At 58.7% G+C, this 17,661-nt stretch carries 12 protein-coding genes; 4 read left to right on the top strand and 8 right to left on the bottom strand.

Annotated elements, in window-relative coordinates; translation table 11 throughout:
* Positions 1–154: 154 nt before the first annotated feature.
* From EKL02_RS07245 to EKL02_RS07210, 8 genes are all read right to left on the bottom strand, one after another.
* Entirely contained in the window at positions 155–2,020 is a 1,866-nt protein-coding gene (locus EKL02_RS07245; RefSeq protein ID WP_128901430.1) for an ABC transporter ATP-binding protein, read from the bottom strand.
* A 14-nt stretch (positions 2,021–2,034) separates the two neighbouring features.
* Entirely contained in the window at positions 2,035–3,291 is a 1,257-nt protein-coding gene (locus tag EKL02_RS07240) for an MFS transporter (RefSeq protein WP_128901429.1), read from the bottom strand.
* Between the two features lie 88 nt (positions 3,292–3,379).
* Positions 3,380–4,738: a sigma-54 dependent transcriptional regulator gene (locus EKL02_RS07235; protein ID WP_241687816.1), complete on the bottom strand. Its 1,359-nt coding sequence runs from the start codon at positions 4,736–4,738 to the stop codon at positions 3,380–3,382.
* A gap of 20 nt (positions 4,739–4,758) precedes the next feature.
* Entirely contained in the window at positions 4,759–5,349 is a 591-nt protein-coding gene (locus tag EKL02_RS07230) for an NAD(P)H-dependent oxidoreductase (RefSeq protein ID WP_128901428.1), read from the bottom strand.
* Between the two features lie 61 nt (positions 5,350–5,410).
* Positions 5,411–6,448 (bottom strand): ABC transporter substrate-binding protein, encoded by a 1,038-nt coding sequence (locus EKL02_RS07225; protein WP_128901427.1) that lies wholly within the window; start codon positions 6,446–6,448, stop codon positions 5,411–5,413.
* Between the two features lie 230 nt (positions 6,449–6,678).
* Positions 6,679–8,592 carry an ABC transporter ATP-binding protein gene (locus EKL02_RS07220; protein WP_128901426.1) on the bottom strand — a complete coding sequence of 638 codons (1,914 nt, stop codon included), beginning with the start codon at positions 8,590–8,592 and terminating at the stop codon, positions 6,679–6,681.
* Positions 8,582–10,366 (bottom strand): ABC transporter ATP-binding protein, encoded by a 1,785-nt coding sequence (locus EKL02_RS07215; protein WP_128901425.1) that lies wholly within the window; start codon positions 10,364–10,366, stop codon positions 8,582–8,584. The genes EKL02_RS07220 and EKL02_RS07215 overlap by 11 nt, the downstream gene beginning before the upstream one ends.
* Positions 10,367–10,456: 90 nt before the next feature.
* Positions 10,457–12,790: a TonB-dependent receptor gene (locus tag EKL02_RS07210; RefSeq protein WP_164931974.1), complete on the bottom strand. Its 2,334-nt coding sequence runs from the start codon at positions 12,788–12,790 to the stop codon at positions 10,457–10,459.
* Positions 12,791–13,327: 537 nt separating this feature from the next.
* Between EKL02_RS07210 and EKL02_RS07205 the strand changes: the two genes are divergently transcribed.
* The 4 genes from EKL02_RS07205 (at position 13,328) to yejB (ending at position 17,661) form a co-directional block, all read left to right on the top strand.
* Entirely contained in the window at positions 13,328–14,407 is a 1,080-nt protein-coding gene (locus EKL02_RS07205) for an ABC transporter substrate-binding protein (protein WP_128901423.1), read from the top strand.
* A gap of 26 nt (positions 14,408–14,433) precedes the next feature.
* The gene (locus EKL02_RS07200; RefSeq protein ID WP_128901422.1) at positions 14,434–15,102 is read left to right on the top strand and encodes a class II aldolase/adducin family protein; all 669 of its coding nucleotides are present in this window, start codon (positions 14,434–14,436) and stop codon (positions 15,100–15,102) included.
* A gap of 114 nt (positions 15,103–15,216) precedes the next feature.
* On the top strand, positions 15,217–16,566 hold the full coding sequence (locus EKL02_RS07195) for an LLM class flavin-dependent oxidoreductase (RefSeq protein WP_128901421.1): 1,350 nt from the start codon (positions 15,217–15,219) through the stop codon (positions 16,564–16,566).
* A 33-nt stretch (positions 16,567–16,599) separates the two neighbouring features.
* Entirely contained in the window at positions 16,600–17,661 is a 1,062-nt protein-coding gene (yejB, locus tag EKL02_RS07190; protein WP_128901420.1) for a microcin C ABC transporter permease YejB, read from the top strand.

The raw sequence follows: 17,661 nt of genomic DNA, 5'->3' as shown, positions 1-17,661 counted from the left end.
AACCCGCGCTGCAGCAGCCGGGGGCGACGGCGCATATGCTTATGCAATCAAATTCGATTACAGCTTGCTGCTGCCGCGCTATAGTAGATGCGTCTCTTCCAAATAACTCCGGTAATTTGGTTTATCCGTCGCCAGCAATGGCGGCGGATTTTTTTTATCGTGACTCGGCCAGTCCAACCATGCGGCGTCCTGCATTGAACTGGACACCAGGGTCGCCAATCTCCTCGGCCAAAAATCCGTCCGACTGGTGACTCCACAAACGATGATAGGTACCTCCCAGCGCCAGCAATTCGACGTGACTGCCATCTTCGATCACGCGCCCCTGGTCGAATACCAGGATGCGATCCAGATGGGCGATGGTTGACAGCCGGTGCGCCACCACGATCACGGTCTTGTCCCGCATGACATCGTCGAACGTATCCTGGATGGCCTTTTCAGTCACCGAGTCGAGGCTCGAGGTCGCCTCGTCGAGGATCAGGACCGGCGCATCCTTCAGAATCACCCGCGCAATTGCAATGCGCTGCCGCTGCCCGCCTGAAAGCTTGACGCCGCGCTCGCCGACCATTGACTGATATTGCTGCGGCATCTGCCGGATAAATTCATCCGCATGGGCTTTTCTGGCAGCTTCGATTACTTCATCGTCGCTTGCATCCAGACGACCGTAACGAATGTTGTCCATTAATGTTCGGTGGAACAGGCTCGGGTCCTGCGGAATCAGGCTTAATTGCGCATGTAGCGCCTCCTGCGTCATGGCGCGGATGTCGACGCCATCGATTTCAATTGTGCCTCCCTGCACTTCAAATTGACGCAAAATCAAATTCACAAAGGTCGACTTGCCGGAGCCGGAAAAGCCGACCAGGCCAACGCGCTGGCCGGACGGTATCGTAACGTTCAAGCCCTCGAAAACCCGGCTCTCCGCCGAGTAGCCGAAATTCACATTGCGAAATTCAATGGCGCCACGCCGGATCGTCGGCGAAGTCGCATCATGACGATCGACGACTTCGTGCGTGCGCACGATCGTATGCACGCCATTGGCAACATTGCCGATATACTCGAAAAATTCCAGAAAACGGCGGCTCAAATTACGCGCCTCGTTAATAATCAACAATGACAGGCTGACCGACATCACGAATTCCCCGACGCCGATTTTGCCGGTAGCCCACAGCGTCAGTGCGTAATACAAAACGCCAAATTTTAACAATGCAGCCGATATGAACTGGAACCAGCGTACACGCTCGTTATAGCGCCCGGAAATACGCACGAGCGTCAACTCGTTGGAAAACGCGGATTCCAGCTGCTCACGTTCAAATCCAAGGCGCGCGAACAGGCGGGCACTTGCCAGATTGGTCACCGAATCGACAATTTTGCCCGTAGTGTCGCTGCGCGCCACAGCCGCCCTGTACGCATAGGGCTGACAGCGCCGGGCAAGAAAGTAAGAAACGCCGATGAAAATTGCGGCCCAAAAAAACACATAAATGCCGAGTTGCATATGGGCCTTGAACAGCAACACGATCGATACCACGAAAACAATTGCGACTGGCCAGAATTCAGTAATCAGTGACCACAGCGTTTGTGTCACGCCCTGGGAGGTTTCGCTGATGCGATGCGCCAGCGCCCCGGAAAAATTATTGCTGAAATAACGGTGAGAATGATATTGCAGATAGTGATAGATCGCCCGGGTGACATTTTGACGTTGCCGCGGACCTACGCGAATCTGGATACCACCGGCAATCCGGCCACAAAGCACTTCGCCAATGCACAGGGCGCCGAACAGCAACAGCGGCGCTTGCAGCGCATCGACCAATGCCGACGCCTGCAAATTCGAGGATGTTGCCCCCTTGATGATCTTTCCGATCGCATAAGGCAGCAGGATGCCGCAAGCGGCATTGGCGGCCTCGAACAGCACCATCGCGAGGTACCACCAACGGTACCTCGCGACAAAATGCCAAATGAAACGAAATGGCGTCGCCGGCAAATCAGGGGCGCCCGGGGCACGTTGAAAATGATCAGTAGTTTGCATGAGATTCAATTGTGTCAATTTTGCGCGAGCGCTTTCTCGTCATCGCTAGCGTGCGGGAAGCGCGCCATCGTCCGCAACACCGGGAATCGCCACATCCATATCGCCGTGACGGCCAACGTCGCGACACCGCCGAGCAGCAGCGCACGCGTCAGGCCGAACCAGCCGGCGGTCACGCCCGACTCGAATTCGCCCAATTCGTTGGATGCGCCGATAAACACCGCGTTGACGGCACTGACGCGGCCGCGGATCGCATCCGGCGTCTCGAACTGCACCAGGATGTGCCTGATGTAGACGCTGACCATGTCGCCACTCCCCATCAGCACCAGCGCCACCAGCGCGACTGCCAGGCTGTCCGACAAGCCAAGCACAACGGTGCCCGCACCGAATACGGCGACGCCGCCAAACATCCAGCGCCCTATGCCGCGCGTGATCGGCTGAAAAGCCAGTACGATTGCCGTCAATGCGGCCCCGGCAGCAGGTGCCGTGCGCAAAAGCCCAAGTGCCGTTGGCCCGGCATCAAGCACATCATGGGCGTATGCCGGCAACAAGGCTGTGGCGCCGCCGAACAGCACAGCGAACAGATCCAGGGAAATCGCCCCGAGCACTACCGGCCTCGACCAGACGAAACGCAAACCGTCCAGGAGCGAATGCCAGGTTGCGGGTTCACGGTGCGAAATTTGTGCTCCCGCGCGAGTAGCAAGCATCAGCACGACCGCCGCAATCAGCAAGGCAATCACGGCTGCATAGACCACATTGGGGCCGGCCAGGTACAACAGACCGCCAAGCGTCGGCCCGAGGATCACGGCAACATGAAACGTCGACGAATTGAGCGCAACCGCCTTGCTGAAATTCTCGATCGGCACCAAATTGATCAGAATTGCCTGGCTGGCTGGCATCATGAAGGCACGGGCGCTACCGAACAGCACCAGTACGGCAAATACTGGCCAGACCACCGTCAGACCGGAAAGGGTAAATGCAAGGAGCAGCAAGCCGCATAGCAGCTGTACTCCCATGGAAACAGCAATGATATTGCGGCGGTTGTAGCGATCAGCGACGTGCCCGGCTATCAGGATCAACAAAAAAAATGGAGCGAATTGCGCCAGTCCAATCAATCCCAGATCGAATACGTTACCGGTCAGCGCATACACTTGCCAGCCTATCGCCACGCTTTGCATCTGCACAGCGACTGTGGATAGCAAACGTGCGGCAAGGTACAGGGCGAAATTACGATGCCGTAATACGCTCAACCCGTTATAGGAGATCAAAGACATAACGACTTTTCAGGCAGAAACAGAACTTGCCAGCAGCTTCTGCAATCAGGCCAGTGGCATGCAAACAGATGGCAGCCTGCACAAGGCTTCAGAGGATGCCTGCCTTTTTGAGATAAGTTCGCAGCACATTGCGACTGATGTTCAAGTGCTTGGCCGCGCGTACCTGGTTGCGGTGATTATTTTCCCAGGCATCCAGCACCAGCTCATACTGCAAAGACTCGAATTGGATCGCTTCTCCAGATTCTATCAATGCTTGCCAGGCAGCTTTGAATCGCCCCATTTCACTAACAGGCGATTGCACAACTTCAACACCTTGGTCTGATGCTGCACCACCGGCAAAATCCTGCACGGGCGCCGACTGCGGCACAGGCAATGCGGCGGCGATGAAACTGGCGGATTGCCAGCCGGGCATATGCAAATCGTTAGGCGCGACAACACCGTTTCTGCACACCAGCAGTGCCCGGTGAATGACATTTTCAAGTTCGCGGATATTTCCAGGCCAGGAATACGTCAACAATGCCTGCTCCGCTTCAGGCAACAGCGTCACATCTACCAGATTCAGTCTCTGCGAATAAGTACGCAGGAAATGTCGGGTCAACGGCAACACGTCACCCGGACGTTCACGCAATGGCTGCAGCGGCAGGCCAATCACTTGCAGCCGGTAATACAAGTCTTCGCGAAAACGGCCAGCCTGTACTGCTGCCGCCAGGTCGACATTGGTCGCGGCAATCAGGCGAACATCGATCGGAATCGGCCGTCGCGAGCCGAGACGCACCACTTCCCTCTCCTGCAGCACGCGCAAAAGCTTGACCTGCATCGACAATGGCAGATCGCCGACTTCATCGAGGAAGAGCGTGCCGCCGTTGGCAGTTTCGAACCAGCCGGCCTTGGCTTGCTGGGCGCCGGTAAATGCGCCACGGTCGTAGCCGAACAATTCACTTTCAACCAGGGTTTCGGAAAACGCACCGCAATTCACCGCAACAAAATTGGCATCACGGCGATTACTCAAGGAATGGACATGACGTGCCACCAGTTCCTTGCCGGTTCCGGTTTCGCCGGTAATCAGCACGGTGGCATCGCTTGGCGCCACCCGCTCGATCAATTCGTGCAATGCCCTTGAGCGCGGATCGGAGAAAACAAAGGCAGTGGCGCGCACCAGAAGACTTAATTGCTGCGCATCGCGAAAAGCAATTAGGGGGTCGGCCTCAGCATCGACGCCTTTTGCGATGTTGGCGCTACGGGCAAAGTCGGCTGAGAAATTATGCGCAAGTTCCATGTGACTAATATATCCGGAAGAACACACATTAGTGAACGAATAATCCCGAACTAACTTATCCGGATTTCGCATACCAACTTCCGATAGCGCATCATGAACATGCCCGGCCGCCGCGCCACTGGACGGCTCGGGACCAGTCAGATGCAACAGCTGGAGCGGCTTGTCAGACATGACCTTGGCGTTAAGGGTGCTCAGGCAGCGCGCACGATCCTGAGACGCAGCTGTCCGATAAATTCATTCACAAGGCCGGAAAGGCGCGCCTGATCCTGTTCGCTCTTGAGCTTGCCATTTTCATCGAATGCGTCATTTCCTTTGGGCAACAAATAAACCTCTTCATGCGGCAGCGCTTTCAGGTTTTGCAGCAGTTGACGCAGTTGCTGCAACCCGCGACCACCACCGGATTCACCACGTGTCGTTGCCAGCAACAGTGTCGGCTTACTCTTGAAAGCAGCGTGACGTTCTTCGCCATCCAGCGGACGCGAAAGCCAGTCAAAAGTATTCTTTACCAATGGAGAAAAAAAGCCATTGTATTCTGGCGACGCAATCAGCAATGCGTCATGGGACTTGAATAGCGCACGTAACGTCAATGCCGCCGCCGGCTGGCCGGATTCAGCCTCAATGTCGCCATCGTAGAGCGGAATGACGAAGTCCTTGAGATCGATCCAGGTGACGCTCGCGCCTGGATCCGCCACAGCCTCCGCAGCTGCCGCGACCAGCTTCTTGTTAATCGAATCCGTGCGGGTACTGCCCGCGAAGGCCAGAATTTTGATGGTATTGGACATAGACGATTCTCTTGAATGAAATTACGTTGCCAGGGCATGCGCGGGGGCGCATGCCCTGGACTCAGGCCGCCAGGCGTTGCAGCAACCGCTGTACTTCGGCGAGCGGAGCCGGATCAATCCACGCGTCGACGGAAAAGTCGGCTTGCAGAAATCCGGCTTCATAGAGGAAGTTTTTGTACCCTTCCAGGGCAGCAATTGATGCCGGATTCAGATCGGTGCCCTGGCGCAGGTGAATATCGTCGCCATAGGCCTTGCGCACCCAACCCTCGGTTGATCCGGACTCCTTGGCGATATAGGCCACAGTATCCGCCGGATGGCTCGCTGCCCAGTCGCCGATCTGCACGATCCGCGCGAGAAAGCGCACGACCAGATCAGGACGGCTTTGCAGTAGCGCCGCATCGACGGTGACGGGGCGCGGTGCGCCGTTATTGGCGCGCACTTTGGGGTCAGGATGCTGCCGAATGTCATAAATGATGGTTGCGCCATTCAGTTCGGCGGCGGCCAGGCCGCGTGCGCCTTTGACAAAAATCGCATCCACCACGCCTTCCTTGAGTGCCGCAAATTCGGTCGCATAGGCATTGCCCCCTCGCGCGCCCCCCCCTGCGCCGGTGGACCTGGCTGCAACAGGCAAATCCACCGCTGTGGCGTCTTCCAGTTGCAGGCCAGCTTCGGCCAGCACCACCTGGAAGCCGCGCAAGGCGCCGGCGCGCGCGTGGTCGATACTGTTGGCATGCCGCGGCAATCCGATGCGCCGCCCCTGCAAGTCTTGCGGGCTGCGGATGCCGGCGTCAGGCAAGACGGCAATTACTTGCGCTTCATCGACCCAGTTCAATCCAATCACACGCGTATCGGCGCCACGGGCACGGGCCCAGATTGCCGGTACATTGCCGCCTTGACGAAATGAGTGCGGAAGACGGTGGTCATAATGCGATTCGCGCAGCGCCGGATCGACTGTGTCCTGCAAGGTTTGAATTGTGAGGCCATCACCCGCAAATTCATCGTTGAACCATCCCAGTTGCGCGGCCAGGCCCAGCGGCGTAGGTACCGGGCAACGCGTGTACCAGAGGCTGTCAATCTGCTTATTTTCACTCACGTTCATCTCCTGAAATTAATATTCTGCATGGAACCGGTGGCCGCATGACGCGGCTGCCCGGATGACACTCGCCGTCTTGACTGGCATTTTTCATGCCAGTCAAGAGCTGTGAAGTTGCTAAACTTTTTCTCGCAAAGAGAACAAAAACAGCAGATATGGCAACGCGAGTGCTGCCGCAGCAGCAGCCGACCTTCGCCAGCTGCTGCTCACGCAACAGGCCGATAGCGAATGGAGGATCACGACCTGGCCGCCACCGCGGCACCGGCGCCGGCCGCGTGCGGCATGGCTGACACGGCGGTGGCCGCAGTTGCCACTGTTGCGTCGAGCGAAGCTGCCTCATAGGCGCGATACAGCCGGGAATAGGCCCCGTCCTTTTCGATCAGATCTGCGTGGCCGCCGATTTCGGCCAGCTCGCCGTTCCAGATCACGGCGATGCGATCGGCATCGCGTATGGTGGACAGGCGGTGGGCGATGATGATGGCGGTGCGCCCCTCGCACAGGCGCCGGAAGGCTGCCTGGATCCGCCGTTCGGTATGCAAGTCAACCGCGGAGGTGGCTTCGTCGAGTACCAGCACTGCCGGGTTGGCCAGATAGGCGCGCACCAGGCACACCAGCTGCCGCTGACCATGACTCAGGGACGCCCCGAGCGGACCGACCTCGGTATGGTAGCCATCGGCCAGGCGCTCCAAAACGTCGTCGGCGCCCAGTTCGCGCGCGGCGGCGATCAGTGCATCGTCGCTGGCTGCAGGCGCCGCCAGTCGCAGGTTGTCCAGTACGCTGCCGGAGAAAAGCACATTGTCCTGCAGGACAATGCCGACGGTCTGCCGCAGGTGCTGCTGGGCATAGTCGCGCACGTCCTGGCCGTCGATCAGCACGCTGCCAGCCTGGACTTCATACAGTCGGGTCAGCAACTGCACCAGGGTGCTCTTGCCATGACCGGTAGGTCCGACGATCGCCAGCACCTGCCCTGCCGGAATGTGCAGGTTCAGCTTGCGGATGACGGGGCGGGTTGCCCTCGGATCGTAGGCGAATGTCACGTCGCGGAATTCGACTTCCCCGGCGCGGCGGGCCGGCACACGCGGCTGCGGCGGGTCGACAATTTCCGGCTCGGTATCGAGCAGCAGGAAAATGCGTTGCGCCGACGATGCCCCGGAAGAGTAGCGCTCGAACAGATCGTTCAATTCCTGCAATGGCCCAAGGAATAGGTGCACGTAAAACAGGCTCTGCGCCATCTGGCCAACCGTCATCTGGCCGTCGGCAATGCCGATGGATCCTGTCACCAGCAGCAATCCCATGCCGATGGTGCTCAGCACCTGCGTCAGTGGCAGGAACCAGCTGGCGCGGACATTGCCGCGTATCAAGATCTGGTTGAAGTCATTCAGCAGGGCCTGGTAATGCGTGGCATTCGGCGTTTCAGTGACGGTCTGCTTGATTATGCGAACACCGGAAACCGTTTCCACCAGATGCCCTGTGAACCGCGCCCGTGCTTCCGCCACGCGCGCCCAGTTTTTTTGCGAGATGCGCTTGAACAGCCAGGTAAAAAACACCAGCGCCGGCACGATCACGCCCAGGGCCACCAGCAGGCGCGGCGAAATCCACCACAAGGCCACTGCAGCCACGCCGAAGCGCAGCAAGGCCGACAACAGCTCCGGCGGTCCCTGGATCAGCAGCGGCTCCAGGGCATCGACGTCGCGATCGGCGCGCGAGATGATGCGGCCCGCCTTGGTCTGGTCGAAATAGCGCACGCTCAGCGCCTGCACATGGGCAAATACCCTGACCCGCAAATCGTTCAGGATATGGATGGCAGCGCTGCCGGCCAGGTATTGCGATACACCGGCAAGCAGGAAGCGTGCACTCCAGCTCAGCCCCAGCCCGAACGCCATCCAGCCCAGCAGGCCGGCATTGAGGGCGACACCGGCAGTGGTCCGGATGAAACCATGATCGATTACTTCGCGCAAGAACCACGGGCGCACGAAAATCGTGCCAACCAACAGCGCTTCGAGCAACACGACCGCCAGGATCTTTCCACGAACCGGCTGCAGCAGTGGCAACAGACGCCAGAACATGCTGCGATCAAGGGACTTTTTCGCCAGAGCCTGTTCCAGCTCGATATCGTTCATGGCGGCTTTGCCGCGAAAATCATTTGCCATGTTCCACCCCCAACAGATCGCGGTAATCGGCGCTGCTCGCCGCCAGCACTGCATGCGTGCCTTCGGCAACGATGCGTCCCTGCGCCAGCAGGGCGACACGATCGGCCAGCAAGATCGTCGACAGCTTGCTGGCGATGAGCACCACGGTCACCTTATGGCCGCTGTCGGTCCGCAACTGCCGCAAGTTGTCGAGCACGGTACGCTCAGTCAGGGCATCGAGTGCGCTGGTGGCATCGTCGAGCACCAGAATTGCCGGCTTCGCCAGCAGGGCACGGGCCAGGCAGATGCGCTGACGCTGCCCACCCGACAGCGTGATGCCACGGTCGCCGAGACGGGTCGCAAAACCGTCCGACAGCCGTTCCAGAACATCGCCGGCAGACACCAGCGCCAATGCGTCGCGCAAGTCCTGTTCCGTGGCCTGGGGATTACCCAGCCTGAGGTTGGCTTCCAGCGTATCGGAAAACAGGAAGCTCTCCTGCGGCACGACATGAACCTTGCGCCGCAACTCATCCAGGCTGACATCGTGGATATCTTGCCAGCCAGCCCAGGGCGAACCGACCAGCGCTGCGCCTTCACTGCGTTCGAGCAAACGCGGCAACAGCCCGGCCAGCGTGCTTTTACCGGCTCCGGTAGTGCCGATCACCGCGACGACCTCACCGGGCGCAACTTCGAAATTACATTGCTGCAGGATGGACGCGCCATCGCCCAGCGCATTGACGCCGACGTCAGACAAGCGCAGTCCGAGCGGGCCATCGGGAAGCGTCTTTCTGCCAGGCTGAATCGCTGGCTCTGCATCCAGCAATTCCCAGATCCTGGCAGCCGACGAACGCGCATCGGCAAATACCTGCATGACGCGGCCAACCCCTTCGATGCGAAACACCAGCGTGTTGGCAACTAACAAAGATGCGACCAGTTCACCGATATTCAGTTGCCCCTGCTGCACCAGGTGGGCGCCGAACGCCAGGATCCACACATGGCTCAGCGCAACCACCACCTGTGGAATGGGAATCCGCGACGCCGAATAGGCCAGCGCCGCACGGGCCTGATGCATGAAGCTTGCCACGTGCGCGGTGAAGATGTCCGTGCGGCGCTGCTCCAGGCCGAACGACTTGATGACCCGCACGCCATTGACACCCTCGCTCAGATCCTGATTGACGCGGTCGTAAGCATCGCCTACCGCGCGATCCAGCGCCACCAGATGGTCGGTCTGAAAAATAAAAATGCTGATGCCGGTTAAGGTGAGCAGGAGCGGCACCACTGCCAGCCAGGGGTGATACCAGCACAGCAAGCCGACGGAGGCCAGCAATACCAGGCCGGCTTCGAACACCTGCCGCCAGAAATTGATCAGCGCATCGCGCACCTTGTCAGCGTCGCGCGTGGTGCGGGTGACGATTTCACCGACCCCGTGGCGCCAGTGATACGCAAGATCGAGTCTTTGCACCTGCAGCAAAATCCTCTGGCGCAAAATGGACAGCAGTTCCTGGCCAATGACCAGCGCCATCACGCCTCCCAGATATTGCAGGATCGCGCGACCAAGCACGACTGCAATCAGGAGGATCAGCCAGAACCGTATCACCGACAAGTCGAGGCTGCCATCGGCAAGCCGCACCGCGGCATGCCCTGACTCAACATCATGCACGGCTCGGCCGATCAGCCATTGCTGCCAGGCGAGACTGAGGTTAAACAGGATAAACAACAATGCCGTGAGCGAGAATCGCCACGGCATCAGACGGTATAGCGCCAGACAGCGCCACAGGGGGGAGGAATTTTTCATCAGCACTCGAAAGATCATGCCGCATGTGCAACGCGCAATTGCCGGCATGTGAAACTGGCTGGCACAACAGGCAGTGCCAGCCAAACCCGATCAATAATAAATTGTCGCCTGCGCACCGTATTGGCGTGGCGGCGCAAAGCTGGTCGGGAATACACCGCGCGTGTTGACGATCTGCGACAGCACCTTGCTGGATTGGTCCGTCACATTATTAACAAACGCGGTGACCTGCGTCTTCTTGTTGGCGGTCAGGTAGCCCACACGAAGGTTGCCGTTCCAGTAGGCCGGAGTTTCCTGGATCGGATCGTTCTGCACGGTCGCATTGTGGAAGATGTGACTGCGATAAGACCAGTCAGTTCCAAGCAGCACTTCCCCACCAGTCGTCAGCGGAATACGATACTCGGCATCCAGGCGCAACGAGACGCGCGGCGTACGATAAAACTCATTGCCGCTGGCATTCAGCTGAACTGGGCCGACACTGTAGATGAAGTCGGTGTACCCGGAACGCAGCAGACCCAGGCCGGCGCCGATGCGCAGGCGTTCGGTCGGCAATGCCTGGACTTCCAGCTCGATCCCCTTGATATTGCCATCAGAACTGCCAGCGGTGCTGGTGATGGTGGTACCCGGCACGATCTGCTGAATGTTGAGTTGCAGATTCTTGATATCGTAATAGAACGCTGCGATGTTGGCCGTCACGCGCCCATCCAGCCAGCTGGATTTGAGCCCAAGTTCGTAATCGACGATCGTTTCCGGATTGGTCTGGCGGATGCTGTTGTTAACAATGGACTGGTTGAAGCCGCCGGAACGGAAGCCGGTTGCCACCCTGGCATAACCCAGCAAATCCTTGCTGAAGCGGTATTCCGGCGTAATATCCCAGGTGGTTTTCGTCCAGTTGGCGGCACTTGACAGCTGTTGCGCCGCCACCACGGCAGTTCCGGTGACAGCACCGGGCAGCCACCATGCATTCGCATTGTTGAACACGACGTTGGCACCGCCCGCATTATCGGTGGCAGTCAGCGCTGTTTCCACGATATTCTTGCGTTCGCGCGTGTGGCGCAATCCCAGCGTGACGGCAGCCTTGTCCGTCACCGCATAACGGACATTGCCGAACAGCGCCGTACTGATCGAGTCCTGGTCCCATGAGCTTTCCGTGTATTGCTCGGTATTGTTGAAACGCGCTCCCTGATTGTTCACACGGGCATTCTGATTGTAATAGTATGCGCCGGCAATCCAGCTCAGGCGCTGATCCCTGGGCGAACTCAGGCGCAATTCCTGGGTGACCTGGCGCGACGAATCGGTCCCCCGCGAGCTGCTTTGGTCGAGCGTGGTGCCGGGCGGATTGCCAACCGCAGAATAGCTCTTCCCGGTGGAGTTATCAAATGCGGTGATAGAAGTCAGCGTGAGCTGACCCAATTCCCAGTTCACTTTTAATGTCGCGCCATTTGAATCCTGTTTGTTGTAACCGTCACCTGCCCAGTATTCACTGGTCGCCGTCGGATTGGCGCCATACGGCGGAACGTAAAGGCCGCCACCCTGCGCAATCGCACCATTGACGTTAGGGGTGGTGACGCCGCCAACGCTGGTTGCGCCAACCAGCTTGGTCGGGGTATTGCCACCATCACGCTGACGCAAGCGAATGCTCAGCAAGGCTTCGAGGTCAGGCGTCGGATTGGCAAGAACCTGGAAGCGTGCGGCAAAATCCTGCAGAGATGGCCCGTTTTCACCGGAAGCGAGGTTTTTCGACCAGCCATCGCCTTTTTCATAATAAAAGGATCCACGTGCTGCCACGACTTCATCGTGAATGGCACCGCCAAATGCGCCTTCGACCGTCCGCGAACCGTAATTGCCAACGCCAACCTTGGTGTAACCCTCATTGTCGATGGTCGGCTTTTTGGATACAAAATGGATCGCACCGCCGGTATTGTTCTTGCCCCACAACGTGCCCTGAGGGCCCCGCAAGACCTCAACGCGCTCGAGGTCGAAGATCGGGAAATTCTGATTACCCTGAAGACCAACGACGACTTCATCGACATAGATGCCGAGCGGCCCTTCGTTGTTGGCATTGGGGTCATTGGTACCAATTCCGCGCAGGAACCAACGCGGCTTCGACGCCCTGCCGCCGGATGATTGCGCAGACAAGTTAGGCGCCAGTCGTTCGATATCCGCCGACGTGGTGATGTTTTTTTCGAGAATGGCGTTGCCGGTAATTGCCGTGATCGGCAACGGTACATCTTCAATGTTTTCTTCGCGCTTTTGTGAAGTGACCACCACGCTATTCAGGACGTTGGCGGTCTCTTCCTGATTTGCTTTGAGCTTGAGCCTGGGCTTGTCTACATCGGCGGCATAGGCGCTGCCAGCCAGGACTGTCCCGGCCAGACTGGCGATGCACGCTTGCGCAACGGCTTGCGCAAGCAGCGTACGACGCAAATTTAATCGCGGGGCGGTTTTCTTCGCAGTGGGGATGCACTGATCATTTGCGGCATAACTTGACATGAATATTCTTCTTTCCTGATTCGGGATAAGGGTAGACGGGCATGGAATTGAACAAGAAGCTGATGCCATCTCCGCAGGATTCATGCCACACAGAAAACGTCCTGTATCCCGACAAACACTGAAAAATCCTTGATCCTCATGTAGCGAAATCAGCAAGACTGCACAAATCCGCGCAGAAGATGTTGCATTCTCACAATCAATCAATTGGTATCGCGATCCATGGAAAATCCCGCCGGCCCATCGCCGCGTGTCAGGCGCTCCCCGCAATGCGTCAAACCCAACAGCGCGACTGCGGCACTGTTTATTTCCTAACAACCGGTGCTGAAATCCGCGCGAAAAAACCAGGGAATTGGACGATTTGCGCGTTCTCAGGCCTTGCCAGACCCGATAACCGGTTGAAGAAGGCCTGGCCCGAAGTTTGCTGATGTGTTCCGCCACGACAAGATCGACATTCATCTCAGGGGAACTCACATGACTCAGCAGAGCGCATCACCACAAGGCAATCCGGTTGAACTTTGGTACACCCGCTGCGGAGCCGCGACCGCTTCAGCGCTGGCGATACGCAAGTCCTGGCTGCAGGCGGAATTCGCGCGAGGCGGCACGGTGCTGCACTCGCTGCGTGACTCCGACAGCCTGGAAGTGCGCAACTCGCACTATCATCACGGGCAGAGCGGCATGTTCCGCGAAGGCGGCAATATCCCCCCAATCTGGGCCAAGGCGGGCGGCAGTGATACCGTCGTCGTCGGCATCACCTGGCTCGATGAATACCAGGGCATCCTGGTGCGCGCCGGCAGCGGCATCAATTCGATCGCAGACCTGAAGGGCAAGCGCCTCGGCGTGCCGCTGCATCGCAACGCCCTGATCGATTTCCAGCGTGGCGCGGCGCAGCATGGGTTTGCCACGGCATTGTCGCTGGCAGGACTGACACCGGAGCAAGTCAGCTTCGTGCATATCGAAGTGCCCGACCACAAAGTGCGCGATTCTGCGCAGCGCGCCAACGGCGAGCACCCTGATGTCGTGAGCAGAGCGCTCGAGACCGGTTATGTGGATGCGATTTTCTTGCGTTTTGCGCGCGGCTATCGTACCGCGCAGGATCCGCGCTTCCACCAGATCCTCAACATCAACGACTTGCCCGACCCTCTGGCCCGTGTCAATAACGGTACGCCACGTCCAATCACGGTCGATCGCGCCTTCCTCGATCGCCACCCGGATATTGTGGCGCGCTATCTTGCCGTGCTGCTGCGTACCGCCAACTGGGCAGCAAAAAATCCCCATGACGTCGCAACGCTGCTGACTGCCGACAGCGGCGGCGATGCCGCCGACGTGCTGGCATCGCACGGCAGCGATGTCCACCTGTCCTTCACGCCGAAATTGTCAGCCGAATACATCGCCGGCCTCGAAGTGCAAAAAAACTTCCTGCGCGACTGGGGATACCTGAAAGCCGATTTTGATGTCAACGACTGGATCGTCCGGGAGCCGCTCGCCGCCGCACACAAGCTGGTCGAGCAGCAGCCGCACGCAACCGAATTTTCCACCCAACTTGCCGCCTGAACGCGCAAAACACAAGGAGCATCAACATGTCTGACCAACTTTCCGATATCGACCTGGTTTCCTATGTAGACGAAGCCAAGGCCGATGCCATTCATGCCTTCAACGTATTGCGCCAGAACGGCACGCTGTCGGCCAGCCTGACCTTCCATATTTCCCATCGCGTCCCGGGCCACGACCTGCTGCTGTCGATCCGTTTTCCCGGCGGCCTCGCGCGCGACCAGGCGCCAACCATCGGCCTGTCGAAATTCTCCGAAGCCAAGGGCTCGATCCTGAACGAGGCGCGACTGGATGCCGATACCGCGATCCATGTGCACACCAGTTACCTGTCTGCCTGGTCGCTGGCGCACAAGCCGTTTCCGATCCTGTACGTTGCTGCCGCGCGCCATCTCCTGGCGCGGGAAATTCCAAACCACCTGGAACGCACCCGCAGCGTTCTTGAAGTGATCAGCGAACGGCTGGACAAGCATCCTGAACTGGCACCGCCACCTGCACTGCTGGAATCCAATGGCGGCGCCAATTTCTGGGGCAAGGGCATCATCAAGACCGCCGAAACCATCCTGTTCGTGGAAGAAGCGGCCCGCTATCAGGCGCTGGCCGAACAGATCGGCGGCGCCCAGGTGTATACCCCTGGCGCCCTGGAGCTGCAATGGAAGCGCACCGGACTGCTGGAGAAATCCAAGGCCTATAGCGGCTGATTTTTATTGCGGCTGATTAGCCAGGCAGGCTCGATGCCTGTTGTATTCGGAGCACTGGGCGCGCCGAAGCGCCTGCTGCTCCGAATTTTTGTCGACTATTGAGAAAGCAACACCGTGAGCAATAACAAGCGCCAACTCGTATTGAACGTTTTCCTGCAACGCTTCGGGCACCATCCTGCCGGCTGGCGGCATCCCAGTTCAACCGACAATGGCCGCCCTGATCTTGCATGGTGGCTGAAGGCAGCCAGGCTGGCAGAAGCAGCCAAATTCGACACGTTTTTCATTGCCGACTTCATCGGGCGTTCCGGCAAGATCACGCCGGACACCGGTCGCAGCGGCGCCAGCTACCAGTTCGAGCCGTTTACCCTGTTGTCCGCGATCGCCGCTGTAACGAAGCATATCGGCCTGGTCGCCACCGTCAATACCAATTACGACCATCCCTATCATCTGGCGCGCAAGATGACTTCGCTTGACCACCTCAGCGGCGGCCGTGCCGGCTGGAACGTGGTGTCCTCCTTCGGCGACCATACCGCCAAAAACTTCGGCCTGAAGGAACCCCGCAGCCACGCAGAACGCTACGAACGCGCCGAGGAATTCGTCGAATTGACAAAGGCGCTGTGGAATAGCTGGGACGATGACGCCTTCGACCATCCCGATCGCGCCGCAGGCCAGTTCTACGATCCGCAATCCGCGCATCCGGTCAATTTCGAAGGTAAATATTATTCCTCCGAGGGCTTGCTCGACTTCCCCCGTCCGATCCAGGGCTATCCGGTCTTTGTCCAGGCAGGCAATTCCGAAACCGGCCGCGAATTCGCGGCGCGCGTCGCTGAAATGACGTATTGCTCGGCAACCTCGCTCGGCGTGGCGCAAGCCTATTATGCCGATGTGAAGGGCCGCATGGCCAAGTACGGCCGCAGCGAAGACCAGTTGAAGATCACACCCGGCCTGTCGGTCGTGGTGGCGGAATCCGACCAGGAAGCGCAGGACCGCTTCGGCGAATTGCAGGATCTGGTTGATTTCAGCAATCTTGAATTTGGCGGCTTCGATCTGTCGCAATATCCGCTCGACGGGCCCCTGCCGGATTTGCCCTACCAGTCCGGCGAAAATGGCAAGGGCCGCTTCCAGCAGCAGCTGGAACTGGCGCGCCGTGAAAACCTGACGATCCGCCAGTTGGTTCTGCGCTTCCGTGTCGCGCGCGGCCACTTGCAGGCGATCGGCTCGGTCAAGACAGTCGCTGATCTGATCGAGCAATGGTTCGCCGAACGTGGCGCCGACGGCTTCAATGTGGTGCCGCCCTACCTGCCGCAGGGTTTCGAGGATTTCACCCGACTCGTCGTTCCGGAATTACAGCGTCGCGGCATCTTCAGGACGGAATATCAGGGAAAGACGTATCGGGAAAACCTTGGGCTCGACCGCCCCGGCAATCCGAATACCGTGCAGAAGCTGCAACGCGCAGCGGCCTGAACGGCATCAGAATAATCATCCGGAAACAAGCCCATGTGGATTTACCTGTTCAAGCGCCTTGCCGCGCTGGTGCCGACGCTGTTCGGCGTGCTGACACTCACCTTCCTGGTGACACAGTTCGTGCCCGGCGGGCCGGTCGACCATATCCTGTCGCAAATCGACCAGGCCAGCACGCGCTCCGGCGTCGACGGGGAAAGCGGCGGGGGCGGATGGAGCTACAGCGGCCGGCGCGGCATCGATGCCAAGCAGATTGACCAGTTGACCGCCCAATACGGCTTCGACAAGCCGCCGCTGGAAAGCTACTGGCAGATGTTGAAGAATTTCGTGCGCTTCGATTTCGGCGATAGCTATTTCCGCAATCAAAGCGTGTGGTCGCTGATCAAGGACAAGCTTGGTGTCTCGGTGTCGCTGGGCGTCTGGACGTTTTTCCTTACCTACCTGATATCGGTGCCGCTCGGTATCGCCAAGGCAGTGCGCGCGGGCAGTCGCTTCGATTTCATCACGAGCCTGATCATCCTGGCCGGCTATGCAGTGCCGGGCTTCGTGCTGGGCGTGTTGCTGATTCTGCTATTTGGCGGTGGTTCGTTCTGGGATATTTTCCCCTTGCGCGGCCTGACTTCGGATAACTGGAGCGAGCTTGGCACCGGCGACAAAATCCTCGATTACCTCTGGCACGTGGCCCTGCCCGTCACCGCCTCGGTGGTCAGCCATTTTGCCATGAAGACCCTGCTGACCAAGAACATGTTCCTTGAAGAGATACGCCGCCAGTATGTACTGACCGCCCGCGCCAAGGGCCTGTCTGAACGGCAGGTACTCTGGAAACACGTATTCCGCAATACGCTGCTGCCACTTGTCACGGGCTTCCCGGCCACCTTCATCGGGGCATTTTTTACCGGCAGCCTGTTGATCGAGACCCTGTTCTCTCTCGATGGCCTCGGGCTGCTATCGTTCGAATCGATCAACAGCCGGGACTACCCTGTCGTGCTGGGAACGCTCTATCTGTTTACGCTGATCGGCCTCTTCACCAAACTGGTTGGCGACATTGCCTACGTGTTGGTCGACCCGCGGATCAAGTTTTCCGCACAGGAGCATTGA

Source organism: Janthinobacterium sp. 17J80-10, assembly GCF_004114795.1.
GTDB lineage: Bacteria > Pseudomonadota > Gammaproteobacteria > Burkholderiales > Burkholderiaceae_D > Paucimonas.
The sequence above is the reverse complement of the archived record's forward strand: the minus strand, read 5'-3'. Positions and strand labels throughout refer to the sequence as shown.

Coding starts and splice junctions, on each gene's coding strand:
- EKL02_RS07245 (WP_128901430.1), bottom strand. CDS start 2,020: ATGCAAACTACTGATCATTTTCAACGTGCCCCGGGCGCCCCTGATTTG.
- EKL02_RS07225 (WP_128901427.1), bottom strand. CDS start 6,448: ATGAACGTGAGTGAAAATAAGCAGATTGACAGCCTCTGGTACACGCGT.
- EKL02_RS07205 (WP_128901423.1), top strand. CDS start 13,328: ATGACTCAGCAGAGCGCATCACCACAAGGCAATCCGGTTGAACTTTGG.
- EKL02_RS07220 (WP_128901426.1), bottom strand. CDS start 8,592: ATGGCAAATGATTTTCGCGGCAAAGCCGCCATGAACGATATCGAGCTG.
- EKL02_RS07200 (WP_128901422.1), top strand. CDS start 14,434: ATGTCTGACCAACTTTCCGATATCGACCTGGTTTCCTATGTAGACGAA.
- EKL02_RS07240 (WP_128901429.1), bottom strand. CDS start 3,291: ATGTCTTTGATCTCCTATAACGGGTTGAGCGTATTACGGCATCGTAAT.
- EKL02_RS07235 (WP_241687816.1), bottom strand. CDS start 4,738: ATGTCTGACAAGCCGCTCCAGCTGTTGCATCTGACTGGTCCCGAGCCG.
- EKL02_RS07215 (WP_128901425.1), bottom strand. CDS start 10,366: ATGAAAAATTCCTCCCCCCTGTGGCGCTGTCTGGCGCTATACCGTCTG.
- EKL02_RS07230 (WP_128901428.1), bottom strand. CDS start 5,349: ATGTCCAATACCATCAAAATTCTGGCCTTCGCGGGCAGTACCCGCACG.
- yejB (WP_128901420.1), top strand. CDS start 16,600: ATGTGGATTTACCTGTTCAAGCGCCTTGCCGCGCTGGTGCCGACGCTG.